This window comes from Microcoleus sp. B4-C2 (assembly GCF_036705265.1).
Taxonomy (GTDB): Bacteria; Cyanobacteriota; Cyanobacteriia; order Cyanobacteriales; family Microcoleaceae; genus Microcoleus.
Map to the genome: position 1 here is coordinate 12,825 of NZ_JAUBUB010000065.1, position 26,250 is coordinate 39,074.

Annotated in this window: 25 protein-coding genes and 1 pseudogene; 9 read left to right on the plus strand and 17 right to left on the minus strand. The window is 46.4% G+C overall.

Annotated features, from left to right (window positions below; translation table 11 throughout):
• Positions 1-331: 331 nt before the first annotated feature.
• The 5 genes from QUB20_RS18710 to QUB20_RS18730 all read right to left on the minus strand — a co-directional run bounded on the left by QUB20_RS18710 (position 332) and on the right by QUB20_RS18730 (position 8,859).
• Positions 332-1,444, minus strand: a complete 1,113-nt coding sequence (locus QUB20_RS18710; RefSeq protein WP_333247940.1) for a M24 family metallopeptidase — start codon at positions 1,442-1,444, stop codon at positions 332-334.
• Between the two features lie 107 nt (positions 1,445-1,551).
• On the minus strand, positions 1,552-2,640 hold the full coding sequence (gene galT, locus QUB20_RS18715; RefSeq protein WP_333245434.1) for a galactose-1-phosphate uridylyltransferase: 1,089 nt from the start codon (positions 2,638-2,640) through the stop codon (positions 1,552-1,554).
• Positions 2,641-2,992: 352 nt separating this feature from the next.
• Complete coding sequence (locus tag QUB20_RS18720; protein ID WP_333247942.1) at positions 2,993-4,672, minus strand: AarF/ABC1/UbiB kinase family protein; 1,680 nt, start codon at positions 4,670-4,672, stop codon at positions 2,993-2,995.
• Positions 4,673-5,113: 441 nt separating this feature from the next.
• Positions 5,114-7,216 (minus strand): ATP-binding protein, encoded by a 2,103-nt coding sequence (locus QUB20_RS18725; protein WP_333247944.1) that lies wholly within the window; start codon positions 7,214-7,216, stop codon positions 5,114-5,116.
• Between the two features lie 767 nt (positions 7,217-7,983).
• On the minus strand, positions 7,984-8,859 hold the full coding sequence (locus QUB20_RS18730; RefSeq protein WP_333245429.1) for a hypothetical protein: 876 nt from the start codon (positions 8,857-8,859) through the stop codon (positions 7,984-7,986).
• Between the two features lie 177 nt (positions 8,860-9,036).
• Here QUB20_RS18730 and QUB20_RS18735 point away from each other — a divergent pair, with 177 nt between their 5' ends.
• Positions 9,037-9,585 (plus strand): LeuD/DmdB family oxidoreductase small subunit, encoded by a 549-nt coding sequence (locus QUB20_RS18735; RefSeq protein WP_333042404.1) that lies wholly within the window; start codon positions 9,037-9,039, stop codon positions 9,583-9,585.
• Between the two features lie 292 nt (positions 9,586-9,877).
• Here the strand turns inward: QUB20_RS18735 and QUB20_RS18740 are convergent, their stop codons facing one another.
• Together QUB20_RS18740 and QUB20_RS18745 are read right to left on the minus strand one after the other, a co-directional pair.
• Entirely contained in the window at positions 9,878-10,300 is a 423-nt protein-coding gene (locus QUB20_RS18740) for an NUDIX hydrolase (RefSeq protein WP_333247946.1), read from the minus strand.
• Between the two features lie 323 nt (positions 10,301-10,623).
• The gene (locus QUB20_RS18745) at positions 10,624-11,049 is read right to left on the minus strand and encodes a DNA-binding protein (protein ID WP_333233209.1); all 426 of its coding nucleotides are present in this window, start codon (positions 11,047-11,049) and stop codon (positions 10,624-10,626) included.
• A gap of 143 nt (positions 11,050-11,192) precedes the next feature.
• On the opposite strand from QUB20_RS18745, the gene folD reads away from it, so the two are divergent.
• Positions 11,193-12,062: a bifunctional methylenetetrahydrofolate dehydrogenase/methenyltetrahydrofolate cyclohydrolase FolD gene (folD, locus tag QUB20_RS18750; protein ID WP_333247948.1), complete on the plus strand. Its 870-nt coding sequence runs from the start codon at positions 11,193-11,195 to the stop codon at positions 12,060-12,062.
• Between the two features lie 213 nt (positions 12,063-12,275).
• Here folD and QUB20_RS18755 read toward each other — a convergent pair.
• Positions 12,276-13,049, minus strand: a pseudogene (locus tag QUB20_RS18755) (class I SAM-dependent methyltransferase); the annotation flags it as partial.
• Between the two features lie 78 nt (positions 13,050-13,127).
• Positions 13,128-13,616 (minus strand): GNAT family N-acetyltransferase, encoded by a 489-nt coding sequence (locus QUB20_RS18760; RefSeq protein ID WP_333247950.1) that lies wholly within the window; start codon positions 13,614-13,616, stop codon positions 13,128-13,130.
• Between the two features lie 111 nt (positions 13,617-13,727).
• Between QUB20_RS18760 and QUB20_RS18765 the strand changes: the two genes are divergently transcribed.
• From QUB20_RS18765 to QUB20_RS18775, 3 genes are all read left to right on the plus strand, one after another.
• On the plus strand, positions 13,728-14,615 hold the full coding sequence (locus QUB20_RS18765) for a LysR family transcriptional regulator (RefSeq protein ID WP_333247952.1): 888 nt from the start codon (positions 13,728-13,730) through the stop codon (positions 14,613-14,615).
• Between the two features lie 197 nt (positions 14,616-14,812).
• Positions 14,813-15,739 carry a geranylgeranyl diphosphate synthase CrtE gene (gene crtE, locus QUB20_RS18770; protein ID WP_333057663.1) on the plus strand — a complete coding sequence of 309 codons (927 nt, stop codon included), beginning with the start codon at positions 14,813-14,815 and terminating at the stop codon, positions 15,737-15,739.
• 14 nt (positions 15,740-15,753) lie between these two features.
• A complete protein-coding gene (locus QUB20_RS18775; protein WP_333057662.1) occupies positions 15,754-16,212 on the plus strand; it encodes a divergent PAP2 family protein in 459 nt (152 codons plus the stop codon).
• Positions 16,213-16,279: 67 nt separating this feature from the next.
• Here QUB20_RS18775 and QUB20_RS18780 read toward each other — a convergent pair whose 3' ends face one another.
• From QUB20_RS18780 to QUB20_RS18805, 6 genes are all read right to left on the minus strand, one after another.
• Positions 16,280-16,783 (minus strand): YbjN domain-containing protein, encoded by a 504-nt coding sequence (locus QUB20_RS18780; protein ID WP_333057661.1) that lies wholly within the window; start codon positions 16,781-16,783, stop codon positions 16,280-16,282.
• Positions 16,784-17,117: 334 nt separating this feature from the next.
• Positions 17,118-18,023: a ferritin-like domain-containing protein gene (locus QUB20_RS18785; protein ID WP_333247954.1), complete on the minus strand. Its 906-nt coding sequence runs from the start codon at positions 18,021-18,023 to the stop codon at positions 17,118-17,120.
• 175 nt (positions 18,024-18,198) lie between these two features.
• Positions 18,199-18,513, minus strand: a complete 315-nt coding sequence (locus QUB20_RS18790) for a hypothetical protein (RefSeq protein WP_333291565.1) — start codon at positions 18,511-18,513, stop codon at positions 18,199-18,201.
• Between the two features lie 147 nt (positions 18,514-18,660).
• A complete protein-coding gene (locus QUB20_RS18795; protein ID WP_333247958.1) occupies positions 18,661-18,825 on the minus strand; it encodes a hypothetical protein in 165 nt (54 codons plus the stop codon).
• A gap of 126 nt (positions 18,826-18,951) precedes the next feature.
• Positions 18,952-20,226, minus strand: coding sequence for an RNA-guided endonuclease IscB (gene iscB / locus QUB20_RS18800; protein WP_333247961.1), 1,275 nt, complete (start codon positions 20,224-20,226; stop codon positions 18,952-18,954).
• Positions 20,227-20,486: 260 nt separating this feature from the next.
• Positions 20,487-20,816 carry a hypothetical protein gene (locus tag QUB20_RS18805; protein ID WP_333140756.1) on the minus strand — a complete coding sequence of 110 codons (330 nt, stop codon included), beginning with the start codon at positions 20,814-20,816 and terminating at the stop codon, positions 20,487-20,489.
• Between the two features lie 73 nt (positions 20,817-20,889).
• Between QUB20_RS18805 and QUB20_RS18810 the strand changes: the two genes are divergently transcribed.
• The gene (locus tag QUB20_RS18810) at positions 20,890-21,330 is read left to right on the plus strand and encodes a hypothetical protein (protein WP_333247963.1); all 441 of its coding nucleotides are present in this window, start codon (positions 20,890-20,892) and stop codon (positions 21,328-21,330) included.
• Between the two features lie 109 nt (positions 21,331-21,439).
• On the opposite strand, the gene glnA is transcribed toward QUB20_RS18810, so the two are convergent.
• On the minus strand, positions 21,440-22,861 hold the full coding sequence (gene glnA / locus QUB20_RS18815) for a type I glutamate--ammonia ligase (protein ID WP_333245403.1): 1,422 nt from the start codon (positions 22,859-22,861) through the stop codon (positions 21,440-21,442).
• Positions 22,862-23,201: 340 nt separating this feature from the next.
• Here glnA and apcB point away from each other — a divergent pair, with 340 nt between their 5' ends.
• On the plus strand, positions 23,202-23,711 hold the full coding sequence (gene apcB / locus QUB20_RS18820) for an allophycocyanin subunit beta (RefSeq protein ID WP_293258696.1): 510 nt from the start codon (positions 23,202-23,204) through the stop codon (positions 23,709-23,711).
• A gap of 253 nt (positions 23,712-23,964) precedes the next feature.
• Here the strand turns inward: apcB and QUB20_RS18825 are convergent, their stop codons facing one another.
• Positions 23,965-24,162, minus strand: a complete 198-nt coding sequence (locus QUB20_RS18825) for a hypothetical protein (protein ID WP_333291567.1) — start codon at positions 24,160-24,162, stop codon at positions 23,965-23,967.
• Between the two features lie 263 nt (positions 24,163-24,425).
• Between QUB20_RS18825 and QUB20_RS18830 the strand changes: the two genes are divergently transcribed.
• Both QUB20_RS18830 and QUB20_RS18835 read left to right on the plus strand, forming a co-directional pair.
• Positions 24,426-25,343, plus strand: a complete 918-nt coding sequence (locus tag QUB20_RS18830) for a TlyA family RNA methyltransferase (RefSeq protein ID WP_333247967.1) — start codon at positions 24,426-24,428, stop codon at positions 25,341-25,343.
• 135 nt (positions 25,344-25,478) lie between these two features.
• Positions 25,479-26,168 carry a hypothetical protein gene (locus tag QUB20_RS18835; RefSeq protein WP_333247969.1) on the plus strand — a complete coding sequence of 230 codons (690 nt, stop codon included), beginning with the start codon at positions 25,479-25,481 and terminating at the stop codon, positions 26,166-26,168.
• Positions 26,169-26,250: the final 82 nt, after the last annotated feature.

The window sequence follows — 26,250 nt, forward strand, 5'->3', positions numbered from 1 at the left end:
CCTGCTGCTATCGTTCCGATTCAAACCAATACGGAGTGAGACTTTCCCGGTTTTGAAAAATCTTTTACATGACTACAAGTTCGGGAAACCCTTATGTAGCTGCGTTTTTGCTTCAGTAAGTAGGTGGGAAAAATCATCAGTATGTAACAAGACATTAAGTAGGACGATCGCAACTCAATTTAATGCGTTTTGTAGGGTAGTTTCCTTTTTTCCTCTAGGGCGTGTCCTAAATTAAGCTAAATGACAGAACCGGCCAGATAAATTGCACCTAAAAAGTTTGCAGCGCGTTTGTCGTAGCGCGTTGCGATCGATCGGTACTGCTTGAGATTGATTAAGGTCGATCGTCCCATATTTCCAGTGGCACAGGGCGCAACCTTCCCGCGACTTCAACACTCGGCCAATTCGGATCAAAAGTCAAATTTTCTAACGTTCCATCGCTGTGAATTAAAAACGTATCCTCAATTTTTGCTCCCGACAAACTCGGATTCCAAGCCACAGCCATATTTTCTGCCAAAATCTCTGAAGTAGCCGGATTAGCCACAATTTCCCGCGCCAAATATCCGGTAGTTCCGCCTTGATGGTGTTCCGCAATTGCTTGAGGATATCCGTGCTCTTCGTAAGCAGTTTCAAGCGTCTCATAAACCGCATTCAGCGTTACTCCGGGCCGACAAAAATTTAGCGCTGCTGCTTCAATTTCTCTGACTTGTCGGTGCAACTCTGAATGCTTTTCGCCCAGAAAATCGAAACAGACAAATCTAGTTAAATTGGCATACAAACCCCATCCCCTCGCGCAAAATACTAACATTGCTTGTCGTCCAATTTGTTCGGCGGTTGCTGTGGCGTGGCGGTACAGCGGCAAACGCCTTTCTCCAGCAACTAATGTCAGGGCTGGATGCAAACCTCTCGCCCACAAAGCCTCTGCACCGGCTCCCGCTAGCTGATATTCTGTCCATGTGGGTTTGGCGGCGGAAAGTACCTCTGTCATCGCTTCGCTGGCTAAACGCCCGACTCGCCGGTATCGCTCTAATTCGCTTGACATCATTGTCTGTTTGCGGGATTGTAAAGATGCGATTATTGGCATTTCTTGGGAAGTTGGCCGATCGCTCATGACGTTACCGCCACCAGTAATTTCTTTGACAAAAGCTTCGCGCTGTGCAACATCAGCCCAAGGATAGATGTGCATTTTAAAGTTTGCTGGCAATTCTTCATCTTGCAAGCGTTGAGCTTCGATTTCATCGGTGAGAACCCAAGCGTTTTCGGCGGTAATTAAAAGTTCTGCAACTCCGGTTTCTGCGGTTAGCAATACTGTATGGGAACCGCCGGCTGTGGCCCAGGCAAACCAGTCTGTACCTCGCAAGCGAAGGGCGATGGCTTTTGTTTCGGTTAAGGCTTTGCGGATGAATTCGAGTTTTGTATCGACTTCTTGGTTGAATGAGTTTATCATATATGAAATAAGAAAGAAGGAAGAAGGAAGAAGGAAGAAAATCACTGATTTTAGTTAACATTTGCTAAATCTAAAATCTACAATCTCTAAAATCTAAAATCTAAAATCTAAAATCTAAAATCGATAGATACTGCTTGCAATTCTTTAGCTTTTTCTTCGGGTAAAGCGTCGTTGGCAAACATTCCGGCGGCGAGTTCGGTTCCTGCTAGGTATTTTAAGCGATCGCTCGATCGATAGGGCGGATAAAATTGGGCGTGCAAATGCGCTTCTGGGTGGGGTTTCCCGTCGGTGGGCCCTTGAAACCAAGCCATCAAATAAGGGAAGGGGCGATGCCACAAACCGTCGTATTTGAGGGTGACTGTTTTTAAGGCCTTAGCGAGTGATTGCCGCTGTTTTTCCGTCAAATCGACAAATGTAGCAGCGGGGGCGATCGGGGCAATCCACACTTCGTAAGGGTAGCGGGCACAAGCGGGGACAAAGGCGATCGCCTCTTCGTCTAAATAAATAATTCGCTGGTTGTCGGAAATCTCTTTTTGAATCAAATCTTGCAGCAAACCGCTACCGTTTTTTTGATAGTAAACAGATTGACATTCTAACATCCGTGCTGGCACCGGTGGCACGAACGGATAAGCGTAAATTTGACCGTGGGGATGGTGCAAAGTTACTCCGACTTCGACGCCGCGATTTTCAAAGGGCAAGACGTATTCAATTTCGGGATTGCTGCCAATAACTGAAGTGCGATCGGCCCATACTTCTAACAATAATTCCAAATGAGATAACTCCAAAGAACCGAGGGAAGCCAGCGGATCTTGAGTGAAAACCACGACTTCGCAAATGCCTTTAGCTGGCAAAGTTTCGACAATATTTGCAGGTGCGTTTTTTGCTTGCAAAGTCAGCGAGGGAAAGCGGTTGTCAAACACTGCTACATCGTAATCTCCCGGCGGCAATTCTGTCGGAAACTTAGGGTTAATTGTAGCAGCCAGCGGGTTGTATTCTGGCGGCGGCATGAAAGTTCTTCCCTGACGGTGGCTGGCGTATGCTACCCATTCCCCCCGCAAAGGATGCCACCGAAAGTGCGGGTTTGCCTCTACGGGTTCATTGCTGGGACTTACGGCCGCGATACCTTTTGGGATTGGGTAGCGGCTGTACAGTGTGAGTGGGCGGCCGTCTGGTTTTAGCAATGTTTGGGCGTACATTTTTTGTAGGGGCGGGCGATCGCGTTTAATATATGTTAGGAGTATAACTTCGTGTTTTGAGAATCTGCCCCTACCTAAAGTCGCAAATTATTTTAACAAGTTTAGGAATGAGAATTAAATAACTTAGAATGCGTGATGGTTCTTGTGGGATGGGCGTCCCGCCCGTCCAGAAAGGCCGGACGGGACGCCAAACCCACTTTCATTGTGTAAATTATTTAATTCGCGATCCTTAGTTTGCAGTACCAACCTCAGCCGATCGTCTGCTATTGTAGAACGGGCTGGAGAGCTCGGATCGGGATTCAATTTAAATGCGTAGCAGCTTACGATCGCAATTCCCAATTACCCAGTATATTTATCGCTCGACCATTCGATCGAGCTTTTCCTTAACCAACAAGTCTAACAACGAGCGCAACACAAACAAGCCACCGAATCCCGAAACCGCAAAAGCTGCGATCGCCCCCGTTTGATATCCGCCCACTAGCAGCACTGCACCCGACAAAAAGACAAAACCAGTCAAACAAGCGAAAATTAGAGTTTTCAGGGCTAAATTAATGCGTTTCAAGGCTCTTTCGCTCTCTAGATTTCGCACTCTAATTTGCAGTTCGCCCTCTTCAATTCGCTGCTCCAAACGGTTGAGATAAACTTGCGATTTGCTCGGCTGTCGTAACTTATATGTAATAAAACTTCGCGCTTGCCTTGCCAATTCTCCGATCGCACTTCCCCGGCCCTTGCTCACCGCAATACTCTTGACAAAAGGCTGAGCGGATGCTAGGAAATTGTAGTCAGGGTCGAGAGTTCTAGCAATGCCGTCGAGAGTCGTCACGGACTTGACAATAAACATCATTTCTGCAGGCAAGCGAAACGGTTGCTGCTCAAACATGATGTAAAGTTCGTTCTTAATTTCATTAAAAGCTTGAAAGTCGATCGGCTTATCAATAAACTTATCCAACAGGAAAGCAATCAGCCTGCGTACCGGCATCATATCCGGCATCCGCTCAACTAAGCCGATCGTAATTAAAGTATTGAGTACCTCGTCAGTATCCTTTCTCATCACAGCAAAAAAAGTCTTGACCATTTGGTCTTTAGCCAGAGACTTCACCTCCGCCATCATCCCAAAATCATAAAAAATCAAGCTACCATCTTCTGTCACCGCCAAATTTCCCGGATGCGGGTCAGCTTGAAAAAAACCGTCAATTAACAACTGTTTCAAATAACAGCAAATTCCAAGTTGATTGAGCTTCACAATATCGACTCCAATCGCCTCTAAACTAATGCGGTCGTCCACCTTAATCCCTGGTGCGTATTCTAGAGTTAGCACTTTTTTAGTAGTGTATTGCCAGTAGACTTTGGGGACAATAATCTGAGGATATTCTCGAAAATTTTGGCTAAAGCGATCGGAATTTTTACCTTCTTGCAGGTAGTCAATTTCTTGATATAAAATCTTAAAAAACTCGTGATAAATAGATTCTAGGTCATATTTGCGCGTCCCAGGCAAATAGCGATCGCAAAAACGCATCACTTGGCGCACCGCCTTGACATCCAAATCAAATAAACTTTCCAAACCGGGACGCTGCACCTTTACAATCACATCTTCCCCGGTGTGCAGCCTTGCTTTGTGTACCTGTCCCAGACTCGCAGCCGCCAGTGGCGACGGGTCAAAATCGCGGTACAAAGCATAAATATCCTTGCCTAACTCTGATTCTACAAGAGCGATCGCCTCTTCGGAACTAAACTGAGGAACCCGATCTTGCAACTGTTCGAGTTCCTTGACATACTCAAGCGGCAGCAAATCTGCGCGAGTCGAGAGAGACTGCCCGATTTTAATAAAAGTCGGGCCTAAATTCAGCAAAGTATTGACCAACCAATGAGCGCGAATTCTTCTAGTTTGAGGCGAATTATTTTGCAGCAGTGCGTCCCACCACAAAAAAAACATAAACTTTCCCGCCGCTGCAAAAATGTCTATTTGCCGTGCCAGTGGCGAATATTTAGAACGTTGCCAACGCAGGGTTTTAGGTGCAGCTTTTGTGAGCATAATATTGGCGATCGAATTCCATGCACCGTGACAATTTTTAGGGACAATCCAGGACGCAGAAACCGGCTTGTACGAAAAGACGGGTTGCAGGCCTTTGAAACAGTTAAAAAACTCAGTTTCTTTGGTCTATACTGCGTAATATCATCTCCGGCTATACAATTATAATTAAGTTCATAGTAAGTAATGCCAGTCCTGATTAATTAATAAATAGAGGACAGTCGTACTCACTAAAAACACGCGCTAATTACTGCCCAATAACCAGACATAATATCAGTCCTGGGTAAAATCAGCAATCGAGAACCGGCAATTTAGACAGCAACCAAACAAACAATTCAAAACAGAGGACTTGGTAGTGTTTACAACATTTCCAAATCTCCCTCTTCTGGCAAGTCTTGTCGTTTCGCCTGTTCGCGGCCAATTAAGAGCAGCTTTTCAACCGAACTATTCTTCTACATTACAGAGTTCCGCTGCAAATAGCGGCAGAGTCAGAGTAAAAGATGTGCGCCACAAATTGTCAGCTTCTAAACTTTCTGCCGGACAGCTAGATACATCAATAGTACCATTCAAGTGCTGCACTAAACACTTTACCAGAGCCAGCCCCAAACCCGTACCGGCGATAGCTTGGTCAGTAATGCCAGTGCCACGGCGGAACTTCTCAAAGATGTGGGGCAAATCAGCCGCAGAAATGCCACGCCCGAAATTAGAAAGGCTCAGGACAATATAACCGACTGCCTCAGACACTTCCAAAACTACCGCCGTTCCAGAAGCAGAGTATTTTCCAGCATTCGTCAGCAGTTCCAGCAGTACCCGATTGAGAATGTCCGGGTCAGTTTCCCAGCAAGGGGTCAATTTGGGCAAATCCACCTTAAGAGTCAATTGCTTATCCGCCCACTGTTTTTCAAAATCCCTAACTAAATCTTGAAATAAACGGTTGAGATCGATTTTGATTAGAGAAATTGGGACTTGCTGAGGCTCAAACTGCTTGAGGGCCAGCAAATCGTTAACCAGAGCAGTTTCCTTAGAACACTGCTGTTCTAGAATGTCGAGATACTTAGTCCGATTCGCTGACGGCTGTTCAGCTTGTTTGAGCATCAGAATCGCCAGCTTCATGATTGTTAAAGGGGTACGCAACTCGTGACTCAGAGTGCTGAGAAACTCGTCTTTAACCACCTTCAATTTCCGCATTTGCTCTAGCTGATTGGCAGATTGTTCGTACAGTTTCCCCTGCACGTCGAGACTTTGCTGCAACTGAGCGTTTCTGTCTAAGACTACGGTTTGCAATTCCTTAAGCGTTTGAGTTTGGATCATCATCTTGCTCGCTTGAGCGCTGACTGATTCGAGAACTTCTAGTTCTTCCGGGTTCCAAGTGCGCGGCTTCGAGTGCTGCAAAACCAAGAAACCCAAAACTGTTTCGTGGCAGCTACCGCCCGTGATGGGAACCAGCAGCAAGTCGCGAATGCCTTGGAGTTTCAAAATTTCTGTGGCTACTTCTTGTTCTTTGGCGATTAATTCGCCTGCATCAGCGAGGGCTAGGGGTCGGGGCGCACTGTGGAATGCTTGGTGGCACAAATTAGATTCTGATAGCCAAAAACCTGGATAGTTATTTGGTTTTGAGTTGGGAATTTTGGATGGGGAATTAGCAGTTTTATCCTTGTTTTTTCTTCTGGATGTTGAGCTTTTTTTTCCGACTGCGCTTTGTGTTATTGCCTGTTTATTTGGATCTTTTTTTACAACCGATTCGCAAACTAATTCGACTTTCGCTTTGGGAGTTTGATTGGGGGAGCGAGTTGTAAATAGAGGATCTGTATATTTCAATAGGAGGATTTGGCCTCTATCTACTTCCATGGTATCGACGGTATTTTGAATAACTTGCTGCAATATTCGATCGACTTCTGAATTGGTGCCGAGCGAGACAGCAACTAACCTGAGTAGATTTTTGTATTTAGCTTGTCGCTGTAACTGTTCGTTTAAGCTGGCAATTTCTTGAGTTTTTTGAATGTGAGAAATCGCGCTGCCGATCGCGTCTGATGCTGCTTCCAGGCGCTGCAGATCGGCTACCGACCACTCGTAAGGTTGCGACTTACCAACAATTATCATGCCATTTACAGTCCCTCCAAATCGCGCAGGCCCTGCCAAAATTGCCCGAAAAGGCAGCGGAGTCACAGGGGAATTGGGCGATGAAGCTGCCGGAATATCAAGATAGTCGGATATCACCACTATCTCTCCGTTTGCTAGGACGTTTGCCCAAGCGGGATGTTCGAGTGATATGCTAGGCGGTTTTAATCCTGTAGTTTGGGGGTGTTCCGGTGTTGGAGTCGAATCGGCAACATCGGCAACATAAGGGAGATTGCTCCAATTTTGCCAGTAAGCGTTCGGATGTACTACTTTCTGGTCAACCACAGCAGTAACCAAACAGAAATCTGCCCGCCATGCAGCCCCCAAAGTATTGGCTATTTGCAGCAGCAGGAGTTCTCGATCAAAGCTGGTGGCGAGAATTTGGCAAATTTGTCGCCCGAGAAGGGCAGGATCGACCTGGTACTGCATAAGACGATCCAGAAATTTTGGGACTGAGACTGATTCTGCGATTTGCGGTAAATGCAATGTGCAAGACTCTGACGGCGATCTGTCGATCAAAGTAAAGTCTTGATTTCTCTGGCGATCGATCATGGCAACCAAGCCTTTATTCTAAGATGTTTGAGCCGACTACCGCTGCAACAAATATAGAACCTCTCCATAACTGTCGGCTTAACCATTATGAGTCTGCTTTCTGTGTTTGTGGAGCCGATCGGCGGGTGACTCGATATGTAAAAATATACCCAGATATGACCGAGTTCTATTTTCCTGTTTTCTACGCTTGGATCTGTACGGGATGAACTTTGCCATCCTTGACCGGATGATTATCAATCCCATTCCCCTAATTTTGACCCCCTCGCATCCAGGATACCCGCCACGTGATTCATCCGTCCAAAAATCAAAAACCTGTATCCGATGAAACTTGCCCCCCGAATTTATCCGTGGGGTCAATCTAAAATCTAAAATCTAAAATCGATTGACGGTTATTAGTAGTATGAATCTTTTCTAGAGACCGCTTAGTGACACCCATATTCTCACTGTGTGATGTTTCCTATTTAAGTTTGTGATACTAGCAAATTTTTATTGTGATACAAATCCGCCGATCTAGTAACGCCGATCGCAAAAATTCAAAATCCCCAAATTATCACTCATAACGCCGGCTGAGAGTTTCCGAGTTTTGACTCAAAAACTCATTTTTCACAACACCTAGAGCAGCGCGGCGAACTCTCTTGTTAAATTTATTTATTTTGTGCTTCCTGTTGGGCTTTATCGCTATTTTGGCGATAAAGTGCCGTCCGGTTCTGAGCTGTGGTGTAGCGGGGATGTTTGGAAGGCACGGCTGCCATCAAATCGGAAGCTTGCTGCCACTTAGCAGCTACGACTAACCAATCCTCGCGAGATTGAGCGGTTTTGCCCTCGGTGGCTGCTTGTTCGGCTACTCGCACTGCTTGTGCAAAAGAGTCACCAGCAGAATTAACAGTCTCCTTAGAAATTTTCACAGCAGGTTTTGCCTCCGAGGGAGGAGCACTGGCAACTGCTTGGGTGCTGGCTTGTGTAGTGTTTGGCACTTGGGAATTAAGTCCTTTGTAGATGGCGGCCGCTGCAGCGAGCAACAGCACGCTCAAGCTGATGCCGCCGACGATACCGCGCTGAAATTGTCGCGGTTGCTGCATCGATCGAGGTATAGCCATTCTTGGCAAAGCCCGCTTGCCTCCCACAGCTTGTCGTTCGTGATGGGCTGTGGCTAAACGCTTGAACAAATTCGGCTTTCGGAGTTTAATTTCTTGAGACCACAACAGTTGATTTTCGGGATCGCGGCTAATTTCTTCCAGCCACAGCAGTTGGTGTTCTCGGACAAGCCGGCTGTTGATGTTGACTCGGCGAATATTGTGGGGCGAAATGCGTTCCAAAATTGCTCGGACTCGATCGACCAAACTAGACTCTTCGAGCAATTGGGGCGTTGCAGCTTCGCACAGCAGTTGCAACACCCCGTCTGCAAACACAGCTCGGGCCCTGACCCCTACCTGTGCCAGTTCGTCATTAAGGATTTGAATAATCGATGCAACCGAGCCCTCGCGAGCTTGTCGAGCAATGTCATCTATTGGATTTGCCATAAAACTATGTTGACGCTTAGCAACTGTTAATTGTTAACCCAAAGTCTCGGATCTAATTTTTATTCATACAGGTTATCACTGACACTGCCAGGTTAAAATGAACAGATGCAAATCTTGCATACCGATCCACTTAAAATTATCACCACAGCATCGAGCGAGGCTAACAGGAAATAAACTATGGGTAAAGTAATTAGCGGTCAAATTTTTGTTGTAGACGACAACATCGATACAGATCAAATTATCCCTGCCGAATACCTGACCCTGGTACCCTCGAAGCCGGATGAGTACGAGAAACTAGGCAGTTACGCGATGATTGGGTTGCCCGATCGCTATGGTAAGTTTATCGAATCCGGCGAACAGAAAACCCGGTATCCGATTATCATAGCGGGCGAAAATTTTGGCTGCGGTTCTTCGCGGGAGCACGCTCCGATCGCTCTGGGGGCTGCAGGTGTCACAGCGGTGGTAGCTTTGTCTTACGCGCGCATTTTCTTTCGCAATTGCTCGGCTACTGGCGAATTGTACCCGATCGAATCAGTTGAGCGGCTCTGCGACTTGTTTGTAACGGGGCAAGAAGTGACGATCGACTTTACAGCAGAGGTAATTGTCAACCACACTCTCGATCGAACTTTCTCGCTCAAACCGTTAGGAGAAGTAGGGCCAGTAATAGATGCCGGAGGGTTGTTTGACTACGCGCGCCAAACCGGAATGATTGCGGCTCGCTCTTAACTTTTAAACCCCCTGCAATGTCAGGGCTGTTTCGGGGCAACCACGGGGAGTAGGGGTCGGATTGCCCCTACAGAAAACGATGATTTTGACTCTTGTAGTGCTACCCCTACTCCCCGTGCCTACCCTCCCCATCCACGATTTGCTCGTGTTTCAGAGATTGGGGCAGCCACGGGGGGCTGCCCCTACAAGAGAATGAAACAGCTCTGCCTGCAATGTAAGGTGCACGCCTGGGCGCACCTTACGAATATCTCCCTCCTCAAACCCCTGCAATGTGGGGTGAGTGCCAATTTTCTCAAATCGAGTCAATAAAATTCAATAAAATACGCTGGTGAGCAATCCCAAAAGGTCGCACATCTCCTGACTGCTCAGAAAAGCATTTGCCGGCCCGAATCTGCTGGGGTGTCAACAACTTCATATCCCAACCCTCAAGCAAAACTAAATCCTTGACATCCGCACTAAGTTGTGCATAAAAAACGTGGCGAACAACATCTTTTTCGACATCGCAACAGAAAAAAGAAACACTTGCAGGAGCATAACTAATTTCTTCTTTCAATTCTCGCAAGACAGCCACTTCCGCAGTTTCTCCCGGTTCCAAGTGTCCGCCAAACAAAGCCCAATGTCCGGGATACCTGATATGAGGAATATCGTCTCGCAACTGACAGAGAAACTTGCCGTCTTGGTACAAAATCGCGATCGCAACGTGAATTTTAGTCATTTGTTAAAAAGCAGAAAGAAGGAAGAAGGAAGAAGGAATAAATTGCTGTAGGGGCGGGTTCACCAACATCTGTAAAACCCACCAAAAATCTAGGTAAACCCGCCCCGACCATAATATTATGGTTAATGAACTTTGAGGATAAATAAACAGATCCAAATCGCCCAAGCGCAACTATAAACCTTTGATTTTTATGAAATAGAATCACTTAATGAAATAAATTATAGCGGTTCTCAAGCGTGGTGAAATATGGGGGCGAACCCTATGCCCACGGATCCCTATGACCACCTCATGTTACTGAGAAAGGCTATAGCATCTTCCTATTTTTATTTAGTTGCCGCTGGAGTGCGCTTTAATTGTTCCATTTCCTCAACATAAACTTCACCTAAATCTTTTCCGGCCAAATCCTTCAGAGTAATACTCTTGTAGCGGACTTCTCCCTTCAGCAATACTTCATCGCCAAGCTGGGGCAACTCTTGCTTGGTTAAAATCCAAATACTGCCAGTACCATCCTCAAGTTGATAAGCCGCAGTCCCCACAAACGGAGCGCGATTTTCCACCTTTCCCCGGAGATAAACTTCACCATCGACTTGTCGCTTTTGTTGAATGTCGCCAATGCTAGCAACATTAAAACCAAGATTAAGTTGAGACATGGGTAAATTGCCGCAACTGAAAAAACCGCTGGCGAGGATTAGCGACAAAGAGCTGGTACAGAATCTTTGAACCCAAACTTGCTTAATTGCAGTAGTCATTGTCAACTGATTTGAGATGTGAGATACGACTTACTTTAACAGAATCCCCAGAATCGATCGCAAGTAAGAAATTTCTCTAGTGTAGTCCTTGGCGGGGATTAAGCTAAAATCTAAAATCATCAGCCCCTAACCCAGAGTCTACAATGGATGCCAAAACTGCTCAAATACTAGATGGCAAAGCTTTAGCGACAAAGATTCAAAGCGAGCTGAGCGATCGAGTCCGCGCCCTACAACCCAAAAAGGGTCGTCCTCCGGGACTTGCGGTGCTGATGGTAGGGGACAACCCAGCTAGCGCAGCCTATGTTCGCAATAAAGAGCGAGCCTGCGCTAAAGTTGGGATAGCTTCCTTCGGCCAGCATTACCCAGCCAACGCTACTCAAGCCGAACTAGAACTTGCAATTCGTGCACTCAACGAGGACGATCGAGTAGATGGCATTTTAGTTCAATTACCGCTACCAGAACACTTAGATGCAATTTCGCTGCTGTACCAAATTGCCCCCGATAAAGATGCTGACGGACTTCACCCTGTAAATTTAGGCCGTCTCGTGCGCGGGGAGGAAGGTTTGCGGAGTTGTACTCCCGCCGGAGTGATGCGGTTATTGCAGGAATACCAGATTGATTTAAAAGGAAAAAACGCCGTTGTTTTGGGACGGAGTATTTTAGTAGGTAAACCGATGGCGCTGATGCTTTTAGAAGCCGATTGTACTGTTACTGTAGCTCATTCGCGATCGCAAAACCTAGAATCGATTACCAGCCAAGCTGATATTCTAATAGCCGCAGTCGGCCGCACAGAAATGATTACAGCTAATATGGTCAAACCTGGATCGGTAGTAATTGATGTCGGTATTAACCGCGTCGTCAATCCAGACGGTACGAGTCGTTTAGCCGGAGATGTTGATTTTAATGCGGTTAAAACAGTAGCCGAATTTATCACACCGGTGCCGGGAGGAATCGGGCCGATGACTGTTGCTATGCTTTTGGAAAATACCGTTTCGAGTTACAGCATCAAGTAGTCATTAGTCATCATTACAAATACACTTAACGTAGGGTGCGTCGCTTGCAGAAAATTTCCGTAAAAAATCGAGTTTTGAAGAAGCGACGCACCATACAAAACAATTAACGTAGGGTGCGTCGCTTGCAGAAAAATCGCGTGAAAAATCGAGTTTTGAAGAAGCGACGCACCTGACGATGTTCTCGAATTTGAATATTTGCGATCGCGACGCACCCTACGGTTTTACAGCCACAACGCGAATTCTGCGGTAATCTGCACTCCAATTACCATCGCGGTACAGCGCCGATCGCAAACGCTCTGCAACTGCGTTAATTACCTGCGATCGCACATCATCAGACAACCCCGACAAAAACCCGCCAGCAAACATTTCAATCCAATTTACCATACCCGCGCTGCCACCTTCTAGGGGAGTCGGGCGATCGAACAAAACCGCATAACCCACATCAAATCCCTGCTTTTCCAAAAGCCCAGCATACTCGCCAATACTCGGAAAATACCAAGGATTAAGCGCTTCAGGCTCCTGGCAGCCAATTTCTGACAAAACACTCAAAAGTGCGCGGACGATCGCCTCCACGTTCCCCTTACCGCCAAACTCAGCCACAAAACGCCCTCCCGGCTTCAGCGCTTTTGCCACACAATCGATCGCAGCATCCGGCTGTTTAATCCAGTGTAAAACCGCATTAGAAAACACAGCATCTAACGGCTCTTCTACTTGAAAACTCCTCGCATCTGCGACAGAAAAGTTAATGTGAGGATAGTTAACATTTGCCGTAGAAATCATCGACAAAGATGAATCAATCCCATACACAAAAGCCCCACTTTCAGCAATCTTTTCAGTTAACTGTCCCGTACCGCAACCTAAATCTAAAATACGTTCACCAACCTTCGGAGCCAGTAATTTCAAAAGCGATTCGCCGTATTGCCAAACAAAAGCGTGCTGTTGTTCGTAGAGATTTGTATTCCAAGAATCTTGTGTCATCATAACTACTCTAAACCTTTCATCTCTCTCTGTGTTCTCTGTGTACTCTGCGGTAAAAAAAAATCCTTATTCACAAAACCAACCAACTTATTTGTTAGCGAGTTGGGCTATCGCACGTCCCTCGATGCGGCAAACCCTAATATTTTCCAAAATCCGCGCTCCCTGCTTTTCATAAAAAGCAATTCCCGGTGCATTTGCAGTATTAACAGTCCACTCAATCCGCCCGCAATTTGTGGACTCAGCAATTTGTGCCAAAGACTTTAACAGCGCTGTCCCGACTCCCATACCGCGCATAGAAGCTTGCACAAATAAATCATCAAGCCACAGGCAAGGCTGCGCCAACAAACTGGAATAGGAGGAATAAAAAATAGCAAAACCTACCGCTGTTCCGGCAACTTCAGCCAACAAAACCCGCACTAGCGGAGGCTTGCCAAACAAGGCTTTCTGCAATTTATCGCCTGTTGCTTTCAACAGATTTTTACATCCATCAAACTCGCTTTTTTGTGAAATAAAATCCAGGATTAATTCCAAATCTGCCAGATATGCTTCTCTAATTTTGATATCCAAATTAGTCATTGTTTAATTCTCAACTTCGCCTATTAATCACTGTATTAAATGCCGTCATAAATGTCCAATATATGTTTAACTAACAACTTATACTTTTAAAATATAAATGATTTGGGAGCTATGGAACTGCGACATTTGCGTTATTTCATTGCAGTTGCAGAGGAACTGAATTTCACTCGCGCAGCGGAAAAACTGCATATTGCCCAACCTCCGCTGAGCCAACAAATCCAGAATTTAGAGGCAGAATTGGGGTTTCAACTGTTTCGCCGTACCAAGCGGACGGTGCAGTTAACGGCAGCGGGACAGGTTTTTTTTGAGGAAGCCGGGAAAATTCTGCAACAAGTCGATCGAGCAATTCAACTCGGTAGACAAACCAGTCGGGGCGAACTCGGCCAACTGACGATCGGCTTTGTGAGTTCGGCAGCACACAACGTGGTTCCAGCCATTTTGCAGGCCTTTCGCACTCGGTGTCCCGCCGTCAAGCTCGAACTGCACGAACAGACAACAAACGAACAGTTGCAGCGGTTGCGGTTCGGGCAAATTGATATCGGCTTCGTGCGCCCTCCGGTTGAGGAAGATGGGATAAATTCTGAAATCGTTTTTCGAGAACCGCTGATCGTGGCACTGCCAGAAACGCATCCGGCGGCCGATCGCACGCATCTTGAATTACGCGAACTTTCCACGGAACCGTTCATCCTATTTCCGCGTTCCCAGGCTCCGGGATTGTACGATGCGATCGTCAGTCTTTGTCAACAAGCAGGTTTTAGCCCGATCGCGGCTCAAGAAGCAATTCAAATGCAAACCATTGTGAGTCTGGTAGCCGCCGAGATGGGAGTGGCGATCGTCCCGGCGTCGATGCAAAATTTCCAGCGCAGCGGGGTTGTTTACAAAGCGTTACCAGAATCAACCTGCATTGTGGCGATCGCTCTAATTTGGCGAAGCGATCCAACGGCGGCGGTGCAACGGTTTTTGGAAGTCGCCAGACACATTAGCAGATTTGAGATTTGAGATTTGAGATTGTAAATTTTAGATTGACTGGTAATTTGACAAACTTATCAAAACTCAAAGATTTTCTGTGCAACAACACCCGTAGAATGATTAATTGATGCTCGGAGTTCGAGCAACTACTGCCGTAAAAGTCAGCACGATGCGACCCCAACGGCTCACAATATCCCATATAAATATTAAGTACAAGAGAGCAAGGGATGGTATTGGCAACAGAAATGGGTTCGTCCCAACCGGAATCCTCTTTCGATTTATCTACTTATCTAGTCAAGCGAAAAGAGGCGATCGAGGTAGCTCTCGACAGTGCACTGCCGGTCATCTACCCAGAGAAAATTTACGAAGCAATGCGCTACTCGCTGCTAGCGGGGGGCAAGCGCCTGCGTCCGATCCTGTGTCTGGCTAGCTGCGAACTGGCCGGCGGCACTACATCTATGGCAATTCCGACAGCTTGCGCTTTGGAAATGATCCACACCATGTCGCTGATCCACGACGATTTGCCGGCAATGGACAATGACGACTACCGGCGCGGCAAACTGACGAACCACAAAGTCTACGGCGAGGATATCGCCATTTTGGCTGGCGATGGTTTGTTGACCTATGCTTTTGAATTTATCGCCACTAAAACTGAGAACGTACCCCCCCAACAGGTGTTGCAGACGATCGCCCATTTAGCGCGGGCATCGGGTGCTGCTGGACTCGTAGGCGGTCAAGTGGTTGATTTGGAATCGGAAGGAAAGACAGATGTTTCTCTGGAAACTTTGAATTACATTCACGCTCACAAAACAGGCGCGCTGTTAGAGGCCTGCGTAGTTTGTGGGGCAATTCTGGCTGGGGCTTCGGCTGCGGATTTGCAGCGGCTGTCTCGTTTCGCTCAAAATATTGGGTTGGCTTTCCAGATCATTGACGACATTCTGGATATTACTGCTACCCAAGAAGAACTGGGCAAAACTGCTGGCAAAGATGTTCAAGCAGGGAAAGTCACTTATCCGAGTTTGTGGGGAATTGAGGAGTCTCGGCGCCAAGCTTCGCAGCTTGTTGCTGATGCTAAGGCTCAATTGGCAGTGTTTGGGAGCAAAGCTCTACCGCTGCTGGCGATCGCCGATTATATTACCAGCCGCAGTAACTAGAAATACTAAACACTATGCAGGAAATTTGCAGCGGCATTTTAAACAATCATGTACTCGTGGTTGCTTTGATCGCTTGTCTGGCGGCTCAGATCATGAAGTTGCCGATCGAGTTGGTCAAAAATCGCAAGTTTAATCTTCAGTATTTGGTAACAACGGGGGGAATGCCCAGCGCTCACTCGTCTTTTGTGGGCGCTTTGGCTGCTGAAGTCGGACAAACGATGGGATGGGAAAGTCCGGACTTTGCGATCGCTGCGATCTTTGCAATTATTGTCATGTACGACGCAGCAGGCGTCCGCCAAGCAGCAGGCAAGCAAGCTCGCATCCTCAACCAAATTATTGACGAGTTTTTTGAGGAAGATCACAACCTTAATGAGGCTCGCCTGAAAGAGTTGCTGGGACACACTCCTTTTCAAGTGCTTGTCGGTTTGGGGCTGGGAATCACTATTGCTTGGATCGCAGGGCCTGCATATTAGTTAACTGTTAACTGTTAACTTTTAACTTTTAAGTATTAGTTGTTGACTGTTAACTGTTAACTAATCACTACTGACCGAATTCTGCTTGCAGAATATCGTCGTTGTCATCGGCGATAGTGGCGACAATAGTGATAGCACGAGAAATTTCTCCGGTCGAGATTTCGGCGATCGTCCGAGTCGATATTACCGCAACTTGATTGTCAACAATGGCAAAATGAGATTCCAAAGTAGACAGCCAATTCATTTCTAGAAGTTTCCGCATTAATTGAGCTTCATTCTTCGCAGGCAACTGCAGTACAAAAGCCCAAACAGTCAAAGTATCATCTTCGGTTTCGCCGGTGAGTTGCACGAACACTTCAACACTGCCGTACTTAAACTTCCAAAGATGTCCGCCAGCTTCACTTTGACCGACCATCACTTTTTGGTCTACAGCCATGCTGGCGATGACAGTTTCAATTTCTTCTGCATAGGTGACGGCTGTGGCTTTTTCGACCTGCTCGGAGGCGATCGCGCTTTCCCTCGATAGGCTTTCTGCGGAAGCTGTTTGTATGTTCGGCTCGCTGGTAGTCATGATTATATTTAGATGGAAAACTATTCCAATAATCAGTTTACTTGCTATGTTCTTCAGATTGTAAATTTTAAATCTTAAAGCTCCGTCCAGAGTAACTTGTTCCTAGGCTCTGCCTGGGAACCGATGTCCAGAGGCTCCGCCTCGCTTAACTACGAAAACTTGAGGCAGAGCATCTGGATCTGCGTTACCAGGATCTGCCTGGTAACGAGTACAAATTATGACTTTAAATAACTGGTTCCGAGGCTAGGCCTGGGAACCAGTAGATCTCGCTTGTTTGCGGAGGCAGACGCAAGTTTGACTGGGAAAGCGGTTTCAATCAGGTTCGCGATCGTTTTTAAGCCTTGGGCTTAGTCGCCGCCGGCTTCTTCTCAATGGTATTCAAGCCGTTGAGGAACATCGGCACAAATTTCTCCATAAATGCCTGCGGGTCGCGGTTCCAGGCCCGCTGAGCTACATCGACTCTGGTCATTTGCAGGTCCGGGGCCAGCAGGGTTCTGGGCAAGCGTTCCATCAGGTATTGCGGGCGTTCCCACATCGGCATGGTATTGGCAATATCCACAAGGCGGGTGACGCGGCGGAGTTCTGCCCCCAGCATGATATCCATTCCCGATTCAAAAGCTGCTTGTTCGATCGCCACATACTTGCGCTTTGCCTGTTCCACCTTCTGGCGGTGTTCCGGGCTTTTGTCGGCGATTTGGGCCAGCCAGCGGTTGCCCCAGCGGACGTGACCAGCTTCTTCGGGAAAAATCTTTTCGATTGTTTCGCGGATTTTGACGTTTTCTGCGGTTTGGGGAGCCTGTTTGAGGGCGTGGATGTGCGCTGAGAAGTATTCGCAGCCCCGCTTCTCGGTGACGTTAATCGCGGCGAGGGAAGAAATTACGAAGTCTTCGCGGTTTGTGGTGGGGTCTTGTTGTTCGCTGTCATACAACCTTTCAAATTCGTCAATGTAGGAGACTCCTGGCGGCGTTCCCACGTTTTGGCCGAGGTCTACCAGCAAGTCGGTGAGCCACATGGCGTGTCGCGCTTCGTCGGAAATGTGCCGAGAAAGGTCGCGCACGAGTTCGGCTGGTTCCCCGTTTAGCTGTTCGATCACCTCGGTGAGGTCTTTGCAACTGCGCTGTTCGCTGTAGCGGTAGCGGTTGAGGGTGATCAGGTGAATTTCGCGATCGCGCACTACATTAGCTAAAATTTCGCGCGCTCCCATTGCGTTGCGAAGCTTGCGGGGATAGGCAACAGTCATGGTTTTATGTTGTTTTGTAAAGATACCTATATAAGTGTAACGCAGTTTTTTCGACAACCAATTACCTCGCAAGGGTGAAAGTTGTTGTGTGGGAGGATTGAGCCGTGGGGTAAATTTAGTCCTGGACGCAGGGGTGGTCAGAAATCGGTTTTTTTTCGAGCGAGGTTAATTTTAATTAACCACATCCTAACATCCCCTTGATACCCCCTACTATAAACAGCCCAATCACCCCAAAAATTCCCAAAGCATGAAGATCTAGTGGTAGATGAAGAAAACCAAAAATTCCCCCTGTTATCAATCCTACCCATGACAACCCTGCTAACATGGTTGATCCTATTACATAAATTGCCACAATCATCCCGCCAGTAACTGCGATAAGTAATGCAATTAAAATCCCTACGACTATCATTTGGATACCATTAGGGTCAGGGCAAAATGAAGCTTGAGCAATCAGCATTTGACCGAGATTTATTGTCAGAAATAAAAGCATAACTTTGGTGTCTATAATCTACAGTGTTGTTTTGTAAAGATACCTACATAACTGTAACACAGTTTTGGGCTTGCTAATTCACAAAGCAAGTTAGAAGTTTGTTGTCAATGCCCCATGCCCAATTCCCAATTCCCGTAGACTTTTATCTCAAGTCTCAGTTGAGTCTGAAACCATATCCTTAGCAGACTCTTGTTGAAATTTTCGCGCCTCTTCTACTTCTAACCTAGCCAGAGTTGTCGCCACATCGGCTAACTGTAAAGCCAGATTCATCCGACAAATCGGGTTTTTTTCCCTCCAGAGGTCTTTTGCCAAGAAATGTACTCGCGGGGCGAAACATTTTAATTGAATTTGGCGGAGTAACTTTCACCAGAAAACGAGCGAGAAGCCCCGGGCTACCGACATGGGGAGGAAAGCGGCTGCGACGACCGTCGCCTTGAATCAAAATCCATAGGAATAGCCATCTTTTTTGTGAATAGGTTGGCAATATTTATGACTAATTCCTGCTACTCTTCCCTTCATTGTAGCGATGTCGAACGAACCGGATGCACGGCAAAGAACTCGTCCCACGTAGGAAGCGACTTTCTTGCCTGCGGTGACTGTCGCGCCAACAATATCGCCAGTTTTAAAACCCACATGGATCTGCTTTTTTGATCTATGTCGAATTGGGAAGCCAAACCGATCCGTGCCACACATTTGTCGAGTACCGTGTCCTGCTGCTTTTATTGGCAGCGGTTGAGAAGTCAGCACCTTTAATTCTTCGACTTTACCTACGCAAGCAGCATCTAACCAGTGAGATTTCGGTAACTGCAAACGAGTGCGATTGAATTTTGTCAAGCCGCCACTACCAGTAGAAACTGGTAAACCAGTCATACGGAGTTGATTAAATAACGCCCAGCGAGTCGAATTAACGGCTGCTGCGTCTTTTAATGGACGTTTTGCTTGAGACAGGATCTTTTTCAAGACATCTGGCTTCTTAGAGAGGAATTGCTCAATCCCTTGAGTCCCTTTCTTGACATTGCATTTTTCACAGGCCAGACAAAGATTAGAAATGCGATTAGATCCGCCTTTGGCTTTGGGATGAATATGTTCGACTTGTAGTGGTGTATCTGTAGCTCCACAGTACGCGCACTTTCTATCCCACTTATTCAACAAATATTCGCGGATCTCGTAACCACATAAAACGCCTTGCTGGTACTCCAGTCCACTAATTTCTGGGTTTTCTAGTTGTTGTAAGTTGAACCGCACAAGTTCTTGAGCAATAGAACCAATGGGAGCGACTTTCATCAATCTAGTTGCCCAGGTTAGGGTTGTTTCGACACGATGTTGTAGGCTTGGAGCCAGCCACCCTTTCGGGCGAGTTCTATTTAAAAATTTCGCTTTTCGATAGCGAGTATGGCGATTTCTTCTGCTCCTACGCAGTGAACGGCGAGATTCCAAGCTAGCTTTAATTGATTGACCTCGGTGAGCTAGTTCTGCACCAAAGATTACGTCCTCTCCTTGCACTAATGCGATTCCAGTAGTTTTGGAGCCAGGGTCTAATTTAAGAGTGATTGGTTTTTGGGGTGCTGTTACCTCTACTTTGAGAATGAGTGTGAATGGATACCTTTTAAAAACAGCAGCTTTGCCAGTGGTTAGCAATTTGCGAGCCAATCCTGGGCGGATTGGATTGAGCGGTCGTTTGTGACTATCAAGTACAAAAACGAAATTAGACATAAAGTCCTCCATTACTGGGTAAAGTTCGCTTCGAGAATGTTTTAAGAGCTTGTTATGCCAAAAGCACTGGTTTAACCCCGTTAATCCTGTTTAACTTTTGGCGATAGAGCGGAAAACTAGCGTCGCATTTTCCGGTATCATGACTCAAAAAACGTAGGTCTAATCCTGTCTCTGGTAAGGTTCGGGCTTTCTTCTTGCACCGCTCGGAACGAGCCGGACTTCCCAAAAGCCCCCGCTTTTAAGCGTGGGGTTCCTTACGGTCATAGTCTTTCTTCGGTTGAAGTTTGAATGCCCAGCAACACCCGTTCTAGCTCCAAGTAAACAAATGTCAGCATGATTACTTTATCTTCATCGGTGATTGTAACACTACAGGTTGCCGATCGAGGTTCAACGCCTTCGTGCCTTACAACTACAGTATATTTTCCCTGCTTCAGGTTATCAAAATTCACATCTGCCTCAAACAGGTCAACTGTCTCCTCGGCCACCACTCGTCCTTCTTGAGTCAGTAAAGTGACAAACGCAATGCCGTCAACTGAAGTCATGGCGACGTTACTCTGATTGCGGATCATCACAAAAATATCGGACATCATTGGGTCATTGGTAATTGCTAATTGCTAATTTAGAATGAGTGCATAATCTCACAAACAAAGGAGCATAAATACAGTGAATCATTTCAAGTTTTTGCTAATTTTGACTATTAGTGCAGCGGTTCTCGGTTTGGGAAAAAGTGGGGCCCTAGCTGCTGTCTGGAATATCTCTGAGAATGAGCCTGGTTTGCAGATTCACGGCGTGCAGGTTGCTCAAAGGGACGATCGCAATTTAAGCAACTCGAAAGGTACATTAAAAGAAGGCAGTGCCCTCTCTATCGCTCCTGATGAAGTTACGGGCATACCACAAGCTGAGGCGCGACAGCGTTTCATTTTGAATAAGATATATCGGGTTCAGGAAGGCACTACCGCTGACGATTTGTTTATTGTTGATGAGAAAGCAAATAAATGGGCTGTAGAGGATGTTTCTGAGGCTACAATGGGCCCTACTACTAACAGCGTTGCCCAGATAGTGTCTGGTAACGGGAGAGTCTGGGCGCTGATCCAGAAGTTCTAAATTAAAAAAAAACGCCGCTTTTAAGGGCGGCGTTCTTATTAATTAAAAATCACAGGTTAAAAATGGTATAATTACCATTTTTAACTTTTAATTTTCAATTATTAATTTTCTAACAGTCGTAGTAGAGAGCAAACTCGTAGGGGTGAGGACGCAGCCGCATCGGGTTGACTTCATTGTCGAGTTTGTAGGAAATCCAGGTTTGGATGAAGTCTTCGGTAAATACCCCAGTTTCAGTTAAGAAACTGTGGTCTTTTTCTAAAGCTTCTAAAGCGCCTTCCAAGGAACCGGGAGTTGAAGGAATTTTGCTCAATTCTTCAGGGGAAAGGTCGTAGATATCCACGTCCAAAGGTTCGCCCGGATCGATTTGATTCTTGATGCCGTCTATGCCGGCGCACAGCATGGCTGCAAATGCTAAATAGGGGTTGGATGTGGCATCGGGACAGCGGAATTCTAACCGCTTGGCTTTGGGGTTGGTTCCCGACAACGGAATCCGCACTGATGCCGATCGATTTCCTTGAGAGTAAGCTAAGTTTACAGGCGCTTCAAAACCCGGAACTAAGCGCTTGTAGGAATTAGTTGTGGGATTGGTGAGTGCCAAAAGTGCCGGTGCGTGCTTGAGAATGCCGCCGATGTAATGCAGTCCCATTTGACTGAAACCTGCATATTGATCGCCTGCAAATAGAGGTTGGCCGTCTTTCCAAATCGACTGGTGAACGTGCATCCCGGAACCGTTATCGTTAAATAGCGGTTTGGGCATGAAGGTGATGGTTTTGCCGTATTTTTTGCCGACGTTTTTGATGACGTATTTGTAAGTCAGCAAGTAGTCGGCGGCTTTTACCAAAGTGTCAAAGCGGAAACCGAGTTCGCATTGACCGCCGGTGGCGACTTCGTGGTGGTGTTTTTCGATGGGTACGCCGCATTTTGCCATTGTCAGCAGCATTTCCGTTCTCATGTCTTGTGAGGTATCGGTTGGTGCTACTGGGAAATAACCTTCTTTGTAACGCGGTTTATAGCCGAGGTTGCCGCCTGCTTCTTCTTTGCCGGAATTCCAACGACCTTCGATCGAATCTACGTAATAGTAGCCGGAATTTTGGGTTTGGTCGAAGCGAACGTCGTCAAAAATAAAGAATTCTGCTTCCGGGCCAAAGAATGCTGTATCGCCGAGACCGGTGGAAAGCAAGTAGTCTATGGCTTTTTGGGCAATGGTGCGGGGACAGCGACTGTACGGTTCGCCGGTGCGAGGTTCTTTGATGCTGCAAATGAAGCTGATGGTCGGTTCTGCCATGAACGGGTCCATCCAAGCGGTGGTCGGATCGATGACCATCGTCATGTCTGATTCGTTGATGGCTTTCCAGCCCCTAATGCTGGAACCGTCGAAGGGTACGCCGTCTGTGAATGCGGTTTCGTCGATTTGGTCGTGGTACAGGGAAAGGTGCTGCCAGATCCCCGGCATATCGATGAATTTGAGGTCAACGATCTGGATCTTATTTTCTTGTATGTAGTTTAAGGCTTCTTGGGGTGTCTGGAACATGACTTACTCCTGATATTGGTTGTGTCTTGGCGATCGGCCGATTTCAGACTGTGTGGGCGATCGTAGGCCTTCAGTATCCACTATTTTGTATCTAGGGCTACAAAAGTTTGAAATAGGGGCCCAGTGGGGCCGGGCAGTTTGAGATTCTTGCCCTGTGGATTATTTGTCGGATGAAGATACAAGGCAAACGGGTGAATGTTACGACAGTTTGCCGCGGATAGACTACCCTTGGTGAAAATCCTATCTCAAATCTTAATCAAACGCCGATTTGTAGTAGTCTACAATAGGCGGTCTGTCTCAGATAGCAAAGTATTGATAAAGATTTTTGGGAGAGAAACTTATGCGCGATGCAGTGACGAGCCTGATTGAAAATTATGATGTTGCTGGTAGGTATTTAGACCGAGATGGTATCGATCGGTTGAAATCTTATTTTGCAACGGGCACGGCACGGGTACAGGCGGCGGCTGCGATTAACAGCAATGCTGCGGCAATTGTCAAGCAAGCTGGTATCCAGCTATTTGCTGAACAGCCAGAACTGATCCGTCCCGGTGGAAATGCCTACACGACTCGTCGCTACGCGGCTTGTCTGCGGGATATGGACTACTACTTGCGCTATGCTACTTACGCCCTGGTGGCTGGAAGTACCGACGTGCTCGACGAGCGCGTGCTGCAAGGTTTGCGCGAAACTTACAATTCTCTAAGTGTTCCCATTGGCCCGACGGTGATGGGGATTAGCATTATGAAGGAGATGGTTAAGGCTCAGGTGGAAGCTGCTGGCTTGTCTGTGGGGCCTTTTTTGGATCAGCCTTTTGATTACATGATTCGCGAATTGAGCGAACAAGATATTTAAGTCAATTTGCTAGTTCTTTTAGCAGCAAATTGCACTTGTGGCTGGCAGTTAGCAGCAGTTAGATCGATCGCTTTTTTTGGCCTCACAGCCTCCAAGCGATCTTTTTTTATGGGTTATACAATTTTAGATTAAAGATTTCAGATTAAAAATTATAGATTAAAAATTATAGATTAAAAATTTGAAGAATTGGGAATGACTGATGAATTAAGGGTTTGGAGCTTCCCTATAATTGCATTCTTGTTTGAAACTGGTGCTAAAAATCGTCAACACATCCCCAGACGAGGCATTTGTCCAGAGGATTTTTGGTTTGGCCGAGATCGATTTGTGCGACGGTTGTTGCTTCTACTTCGCCATTGGGGTAAAGAATGTGGATGATGTCACCGCTGACGAAGGCGAGGGGATTTTCTTGACAATTGCCCGGATTTCTGATAGGAAAGTTAATTGTTTTCATAGTCGATCGCCCTGATGGTATTTGTAGCGCTTTTAGCTGCATCTAAATCATCCGCTAGCAGCCAAAATTATTGTGTGATTTTATGAAGGTATATCTGTGATAAAACTACACAATCAAAGCGATCTCAGTCACATAATCTGAGGTGGGGCGATCGCCCCGCGACGATCAAAAAACCAAAATAATCGCCAAAAATTAGCAGTCGGGCTTGTGCGTAAGTGCTAATCTGGTACTGTTCTTAACCCTATCCGTACAGATTAAAAACCTTGGCTAAACAGCGACTAGACACTTTATTGGTCAGCCTAGATTTGTGCAGTTCCAGACAGCAAGCTCAGGCATTGATTCGGACTGGGAAAGTCTCCATCAACCAACAGATAGTTGACAAACCGGGCACTGAGGTTGACATTGCAGCAAAAATTCAGATTAAAGAGCGATCGCGCTATGTTTCCAGAGGCGGCGACAAATTAGCCAAAGCTTTAGAAGTTTTTGCGATTCCCGTTGCAGGCAGAATTTGTCTCGACGGCGGCATTTCCACAGGCGGTTTTACCGACTGTTTGCTGCAAGCTGGGGCCGCCCTAGTCTACGGCGTAGATGTTGGCTACGGTCAAGCAGATTGGGGCTTGCGTAACGATCCGAGGGTAATTTTGAAAGAACGCACCAATTTGCGGTACATGACTGCTACTGAGCTTTACGGCAATTCACCCCCCCCAGCCCCCCCTTGTCAAGGGGGGGAGCAAGATTCGTTGCTAATAGGGGCTTATGCAGATTTGGCGGTAGTAGATGTGTCGTTTATTTCCCTGGATAAGATTTTACCGGCGCTGTGGGAATTGTTGGCACCACCGCGAGAAGCGGTGTTGCTGGTAAAGCCGCAGTTTGAGGTAGGGCGCGAGAGAGTCGGGAAAAAAGGCGTAGTGCGAGACTCAGCAACTCAAGCTGATGCGATTTTTCAAGTGTGGAAGGCAGCCACAGCTTTAGGATGGCAGCAACGCGGCTTAACGTGGTCGCCTTTACTTGGCCCGGCCGGTAATATCGAGTATCTTTTATGGTTGGGGATCGATCGCGAACAAGAAACAGACCACAGGGCGATCCTCTTCGAGGGCTGCGCTAACGAAGAGGATGTTGTGAAGGAACGGATCGCACAAGTCACCAAAGCGGCGGCGCGGGAACTTGTCGATCGATTGTAGATTTTAGATTTTAGATTGATTTCCAGATGTTGATCTAATCAACTTTAAAAATCAAATTTGGAACTCCAGATTGCTATAAATTTTTAAAATTTTTGTCAATCAGACTCCTAAACTTTCACAAGAGTGAATAATTCCATGCAGTCATTTAAACAAGTCGGTTCGATTTTACTCTACGTTCTAGGTGGCATTGGGTATGTGGCGATTGTAGCTACTATTGTAGGCGTTTCAATTCTGATCAAGTGGGCAGCTCTGCTACTGGCAGACAAATTATTATATACCATTCTGATTATCGGCGATTTGTTGAGAGGCCTCGAAATTATTGAACTGTTAAATATATTGATATTTGCATTTATCGGTATGGGAGTGGGTGTGGCGACCAGGCTTCTACACCCTCAATATGGTCGAAAAATTAGTGCCGCTTTGTTGATAGTTATAGTTCCTTTAGTTTTCATGATTACGCCAGCCATCAGATATAATTCTTGGCTGGAAAAAGTAGAGGAATCGGATAATTTATTACCAGCGCAAACTGCAACATTAACTAACTCATTTTTGAATAGAAAAGTGGGATTGCCTGGTTTTATCGGTTATTACGTATATACTGGTCAGTTTCCCGTTATTCCCACGAAACAATCGGAGATGAAAGACCTGGACAGCTTTGAAAAAAAAGTTAATTCCAGATTTGTACAGTTCACAGGTATTGCTCCGACTATTGTTTCTTGGTCAATGCGGGTTTGTTTTTGGTTGATTAGAATATTTTACTTTTCTATAGCAGTAATTGCCACGATCGCGCATTTTAGGGAAGGTGTGAGAATCGCGAGACGGTAATACGATTTTAGGATCGCGAATTAAATAACTTACAATTTTAATTGTTATTGTGGGATGGGCGTCCCGCCCGTCCTTTTTGGAC

Bases quoted from the DNA above. Each gene is read 5' to 3' on its own strand.
- QUB20_RS18785 (WP_333247954.1), bottom strand. From the start codon at position 18,023: ATGACTGTTGCCTATCCCCGCAAGCTTCGCAACGCAATGGGAGCGCGC.
- QUB20_RS18780 (WP_333057661.1), bottom strand. From the start codon at position 16,783: ATGACTACCAGCGAGCCGAACATACAAACAGCTTCCGCAGAAAGCCTA.
- QUB20_RS18790 (WP_333291565.1), bottom strand. From the start codon at position 18,513: ATGCTTTTATTTCTGACAATAAATCTCGGTCAAATGCTGATTGCTCAA.
- QUB20_RS18725 (WP_333247944.1), bottom strand. From the start codon at position 7,216: ATGCAGTACCAGGTCGATCCTGCCCTTCTCGGGCGACAAATTTGCCAA.
- apcB (WP_293258696.1), top strand. From the start codon at position 23,202: ATGCGCGATGCAGTGACGAGCCTGATTGAAAATTATGATGTTGCTGGT.
- QUB20_RS18735 (WP_333042404.1), top strand. From the start codon at position 9,037: ATGGGTAAAGTAATTAGCGGTCAAATTTTTGTTGTAGACGACAACATC.
- QUB20_RS18825 (WP_333291567.1), bottom strand. From the start codon at position 24,162: ATGAAAACAATTAACTTTCCTATCAGAAATCCGGGCAATTGTCAAGAA.
- QUB20_RS18835 (WP_333247969.1), top strand. From the start codon at position 25,479: ATGCAGTCATTTAAACAAGTCGGTTCGATTTTACTCTACGTTCTAGGT.
- QUB20_RS18775 (WP_333057662.1), top strand. From the start codon at position 15,754: ATGCAGGAAATTTGCAGCGGCATTTTAAACAATCATGTACTCGTGGTT.
- QUB20_RS18805 (WP_333140756.1), bottom strand. From the start codon at position 20,816: ATGATGTCCGATATTTTTGTGATGATCCGCAATCAGAGTAACGTCGCC.
- glnA (WP_333245403.1), bottom strand. From the start codon at position 22,861: ATGTTCCAGACACCCCAAGAAGCCTTAAACTACATACAAGAAAATAAG.
- QUB20_RS18710 (WP_333247940.1), bottom strand. From the start codon at position 1,444: ATGATAAACTCATTCAACCAAGAAGTCGATACAAAACTCGAATTCATC.
- QUB20_RS18720 (WP_333247942.1), bottom strand. From the start codon at position 4,672: ATGCTCACAAAAGCTGCACCTAAAACCCTGCGTTGGCAACGTTCTAAA.
- QUB20_RS18745 (WP_333233209.1), bottom strand. From the start codon at position 11,049: ATGACTACTGCAATTAAGCAAGTTTGGGTTCAAAGATTCTGTACCAGC.
- QUB20_RS18740 (WP_333247946.1), bottom strand. From the start codon at position 10,300: ATGACTAAAATTCACGTTGCGATCGCGATTTTGTACCAAGACGGCAAG.
- crtE (WP_333057663.1), top strand. From the start codon at position 14,813: ATGGTATTGGCAACAGAAATGGGTTCGTCCCAACCGGAATCCTCTTTC.
- galT (WP_333245434.1), bottom strand. From the start codon at position 2,640: ATGTACGCCCAAACATTGCTAAAACCAGACGGCCGCCCACTCACACTG.
- QUB20_RS18760 (WP_333247950.1), bottom strand. From the start codon at position 13,616: ATGACTAATTTGGATATCAAAATTAGAGAAGCATATCTGGCAGATTTG.
- iscB (WP_333247961.1), bottom strand. From the start codon at position 20,226: ATGTCTAATTTCGTTTTTGTACTTGATAGTCACAAACGACCGCTCAAT.
- folD (WP_333247948.1), top strand. From the start codon at position 11,193: ATGGATGCCAAAACTGCTCAAATACTAGATGGCAAAGCTTTAGCGACA.
- QUB20_RS18730 (WP_333245429.1), bottom strand. From the start codon at position 8,859: ATGGCAAATCCAATAGATGACATTGCTCGACAAGCTCGCGAGGGCTCG.
- QUB20_RS18765 (WP_333247952.1), top strand. From the start codon at position 13,728: ATGGAACTGCGACATTTGCGTTATTTCATTGCAGTTGCAGAGGAACTG.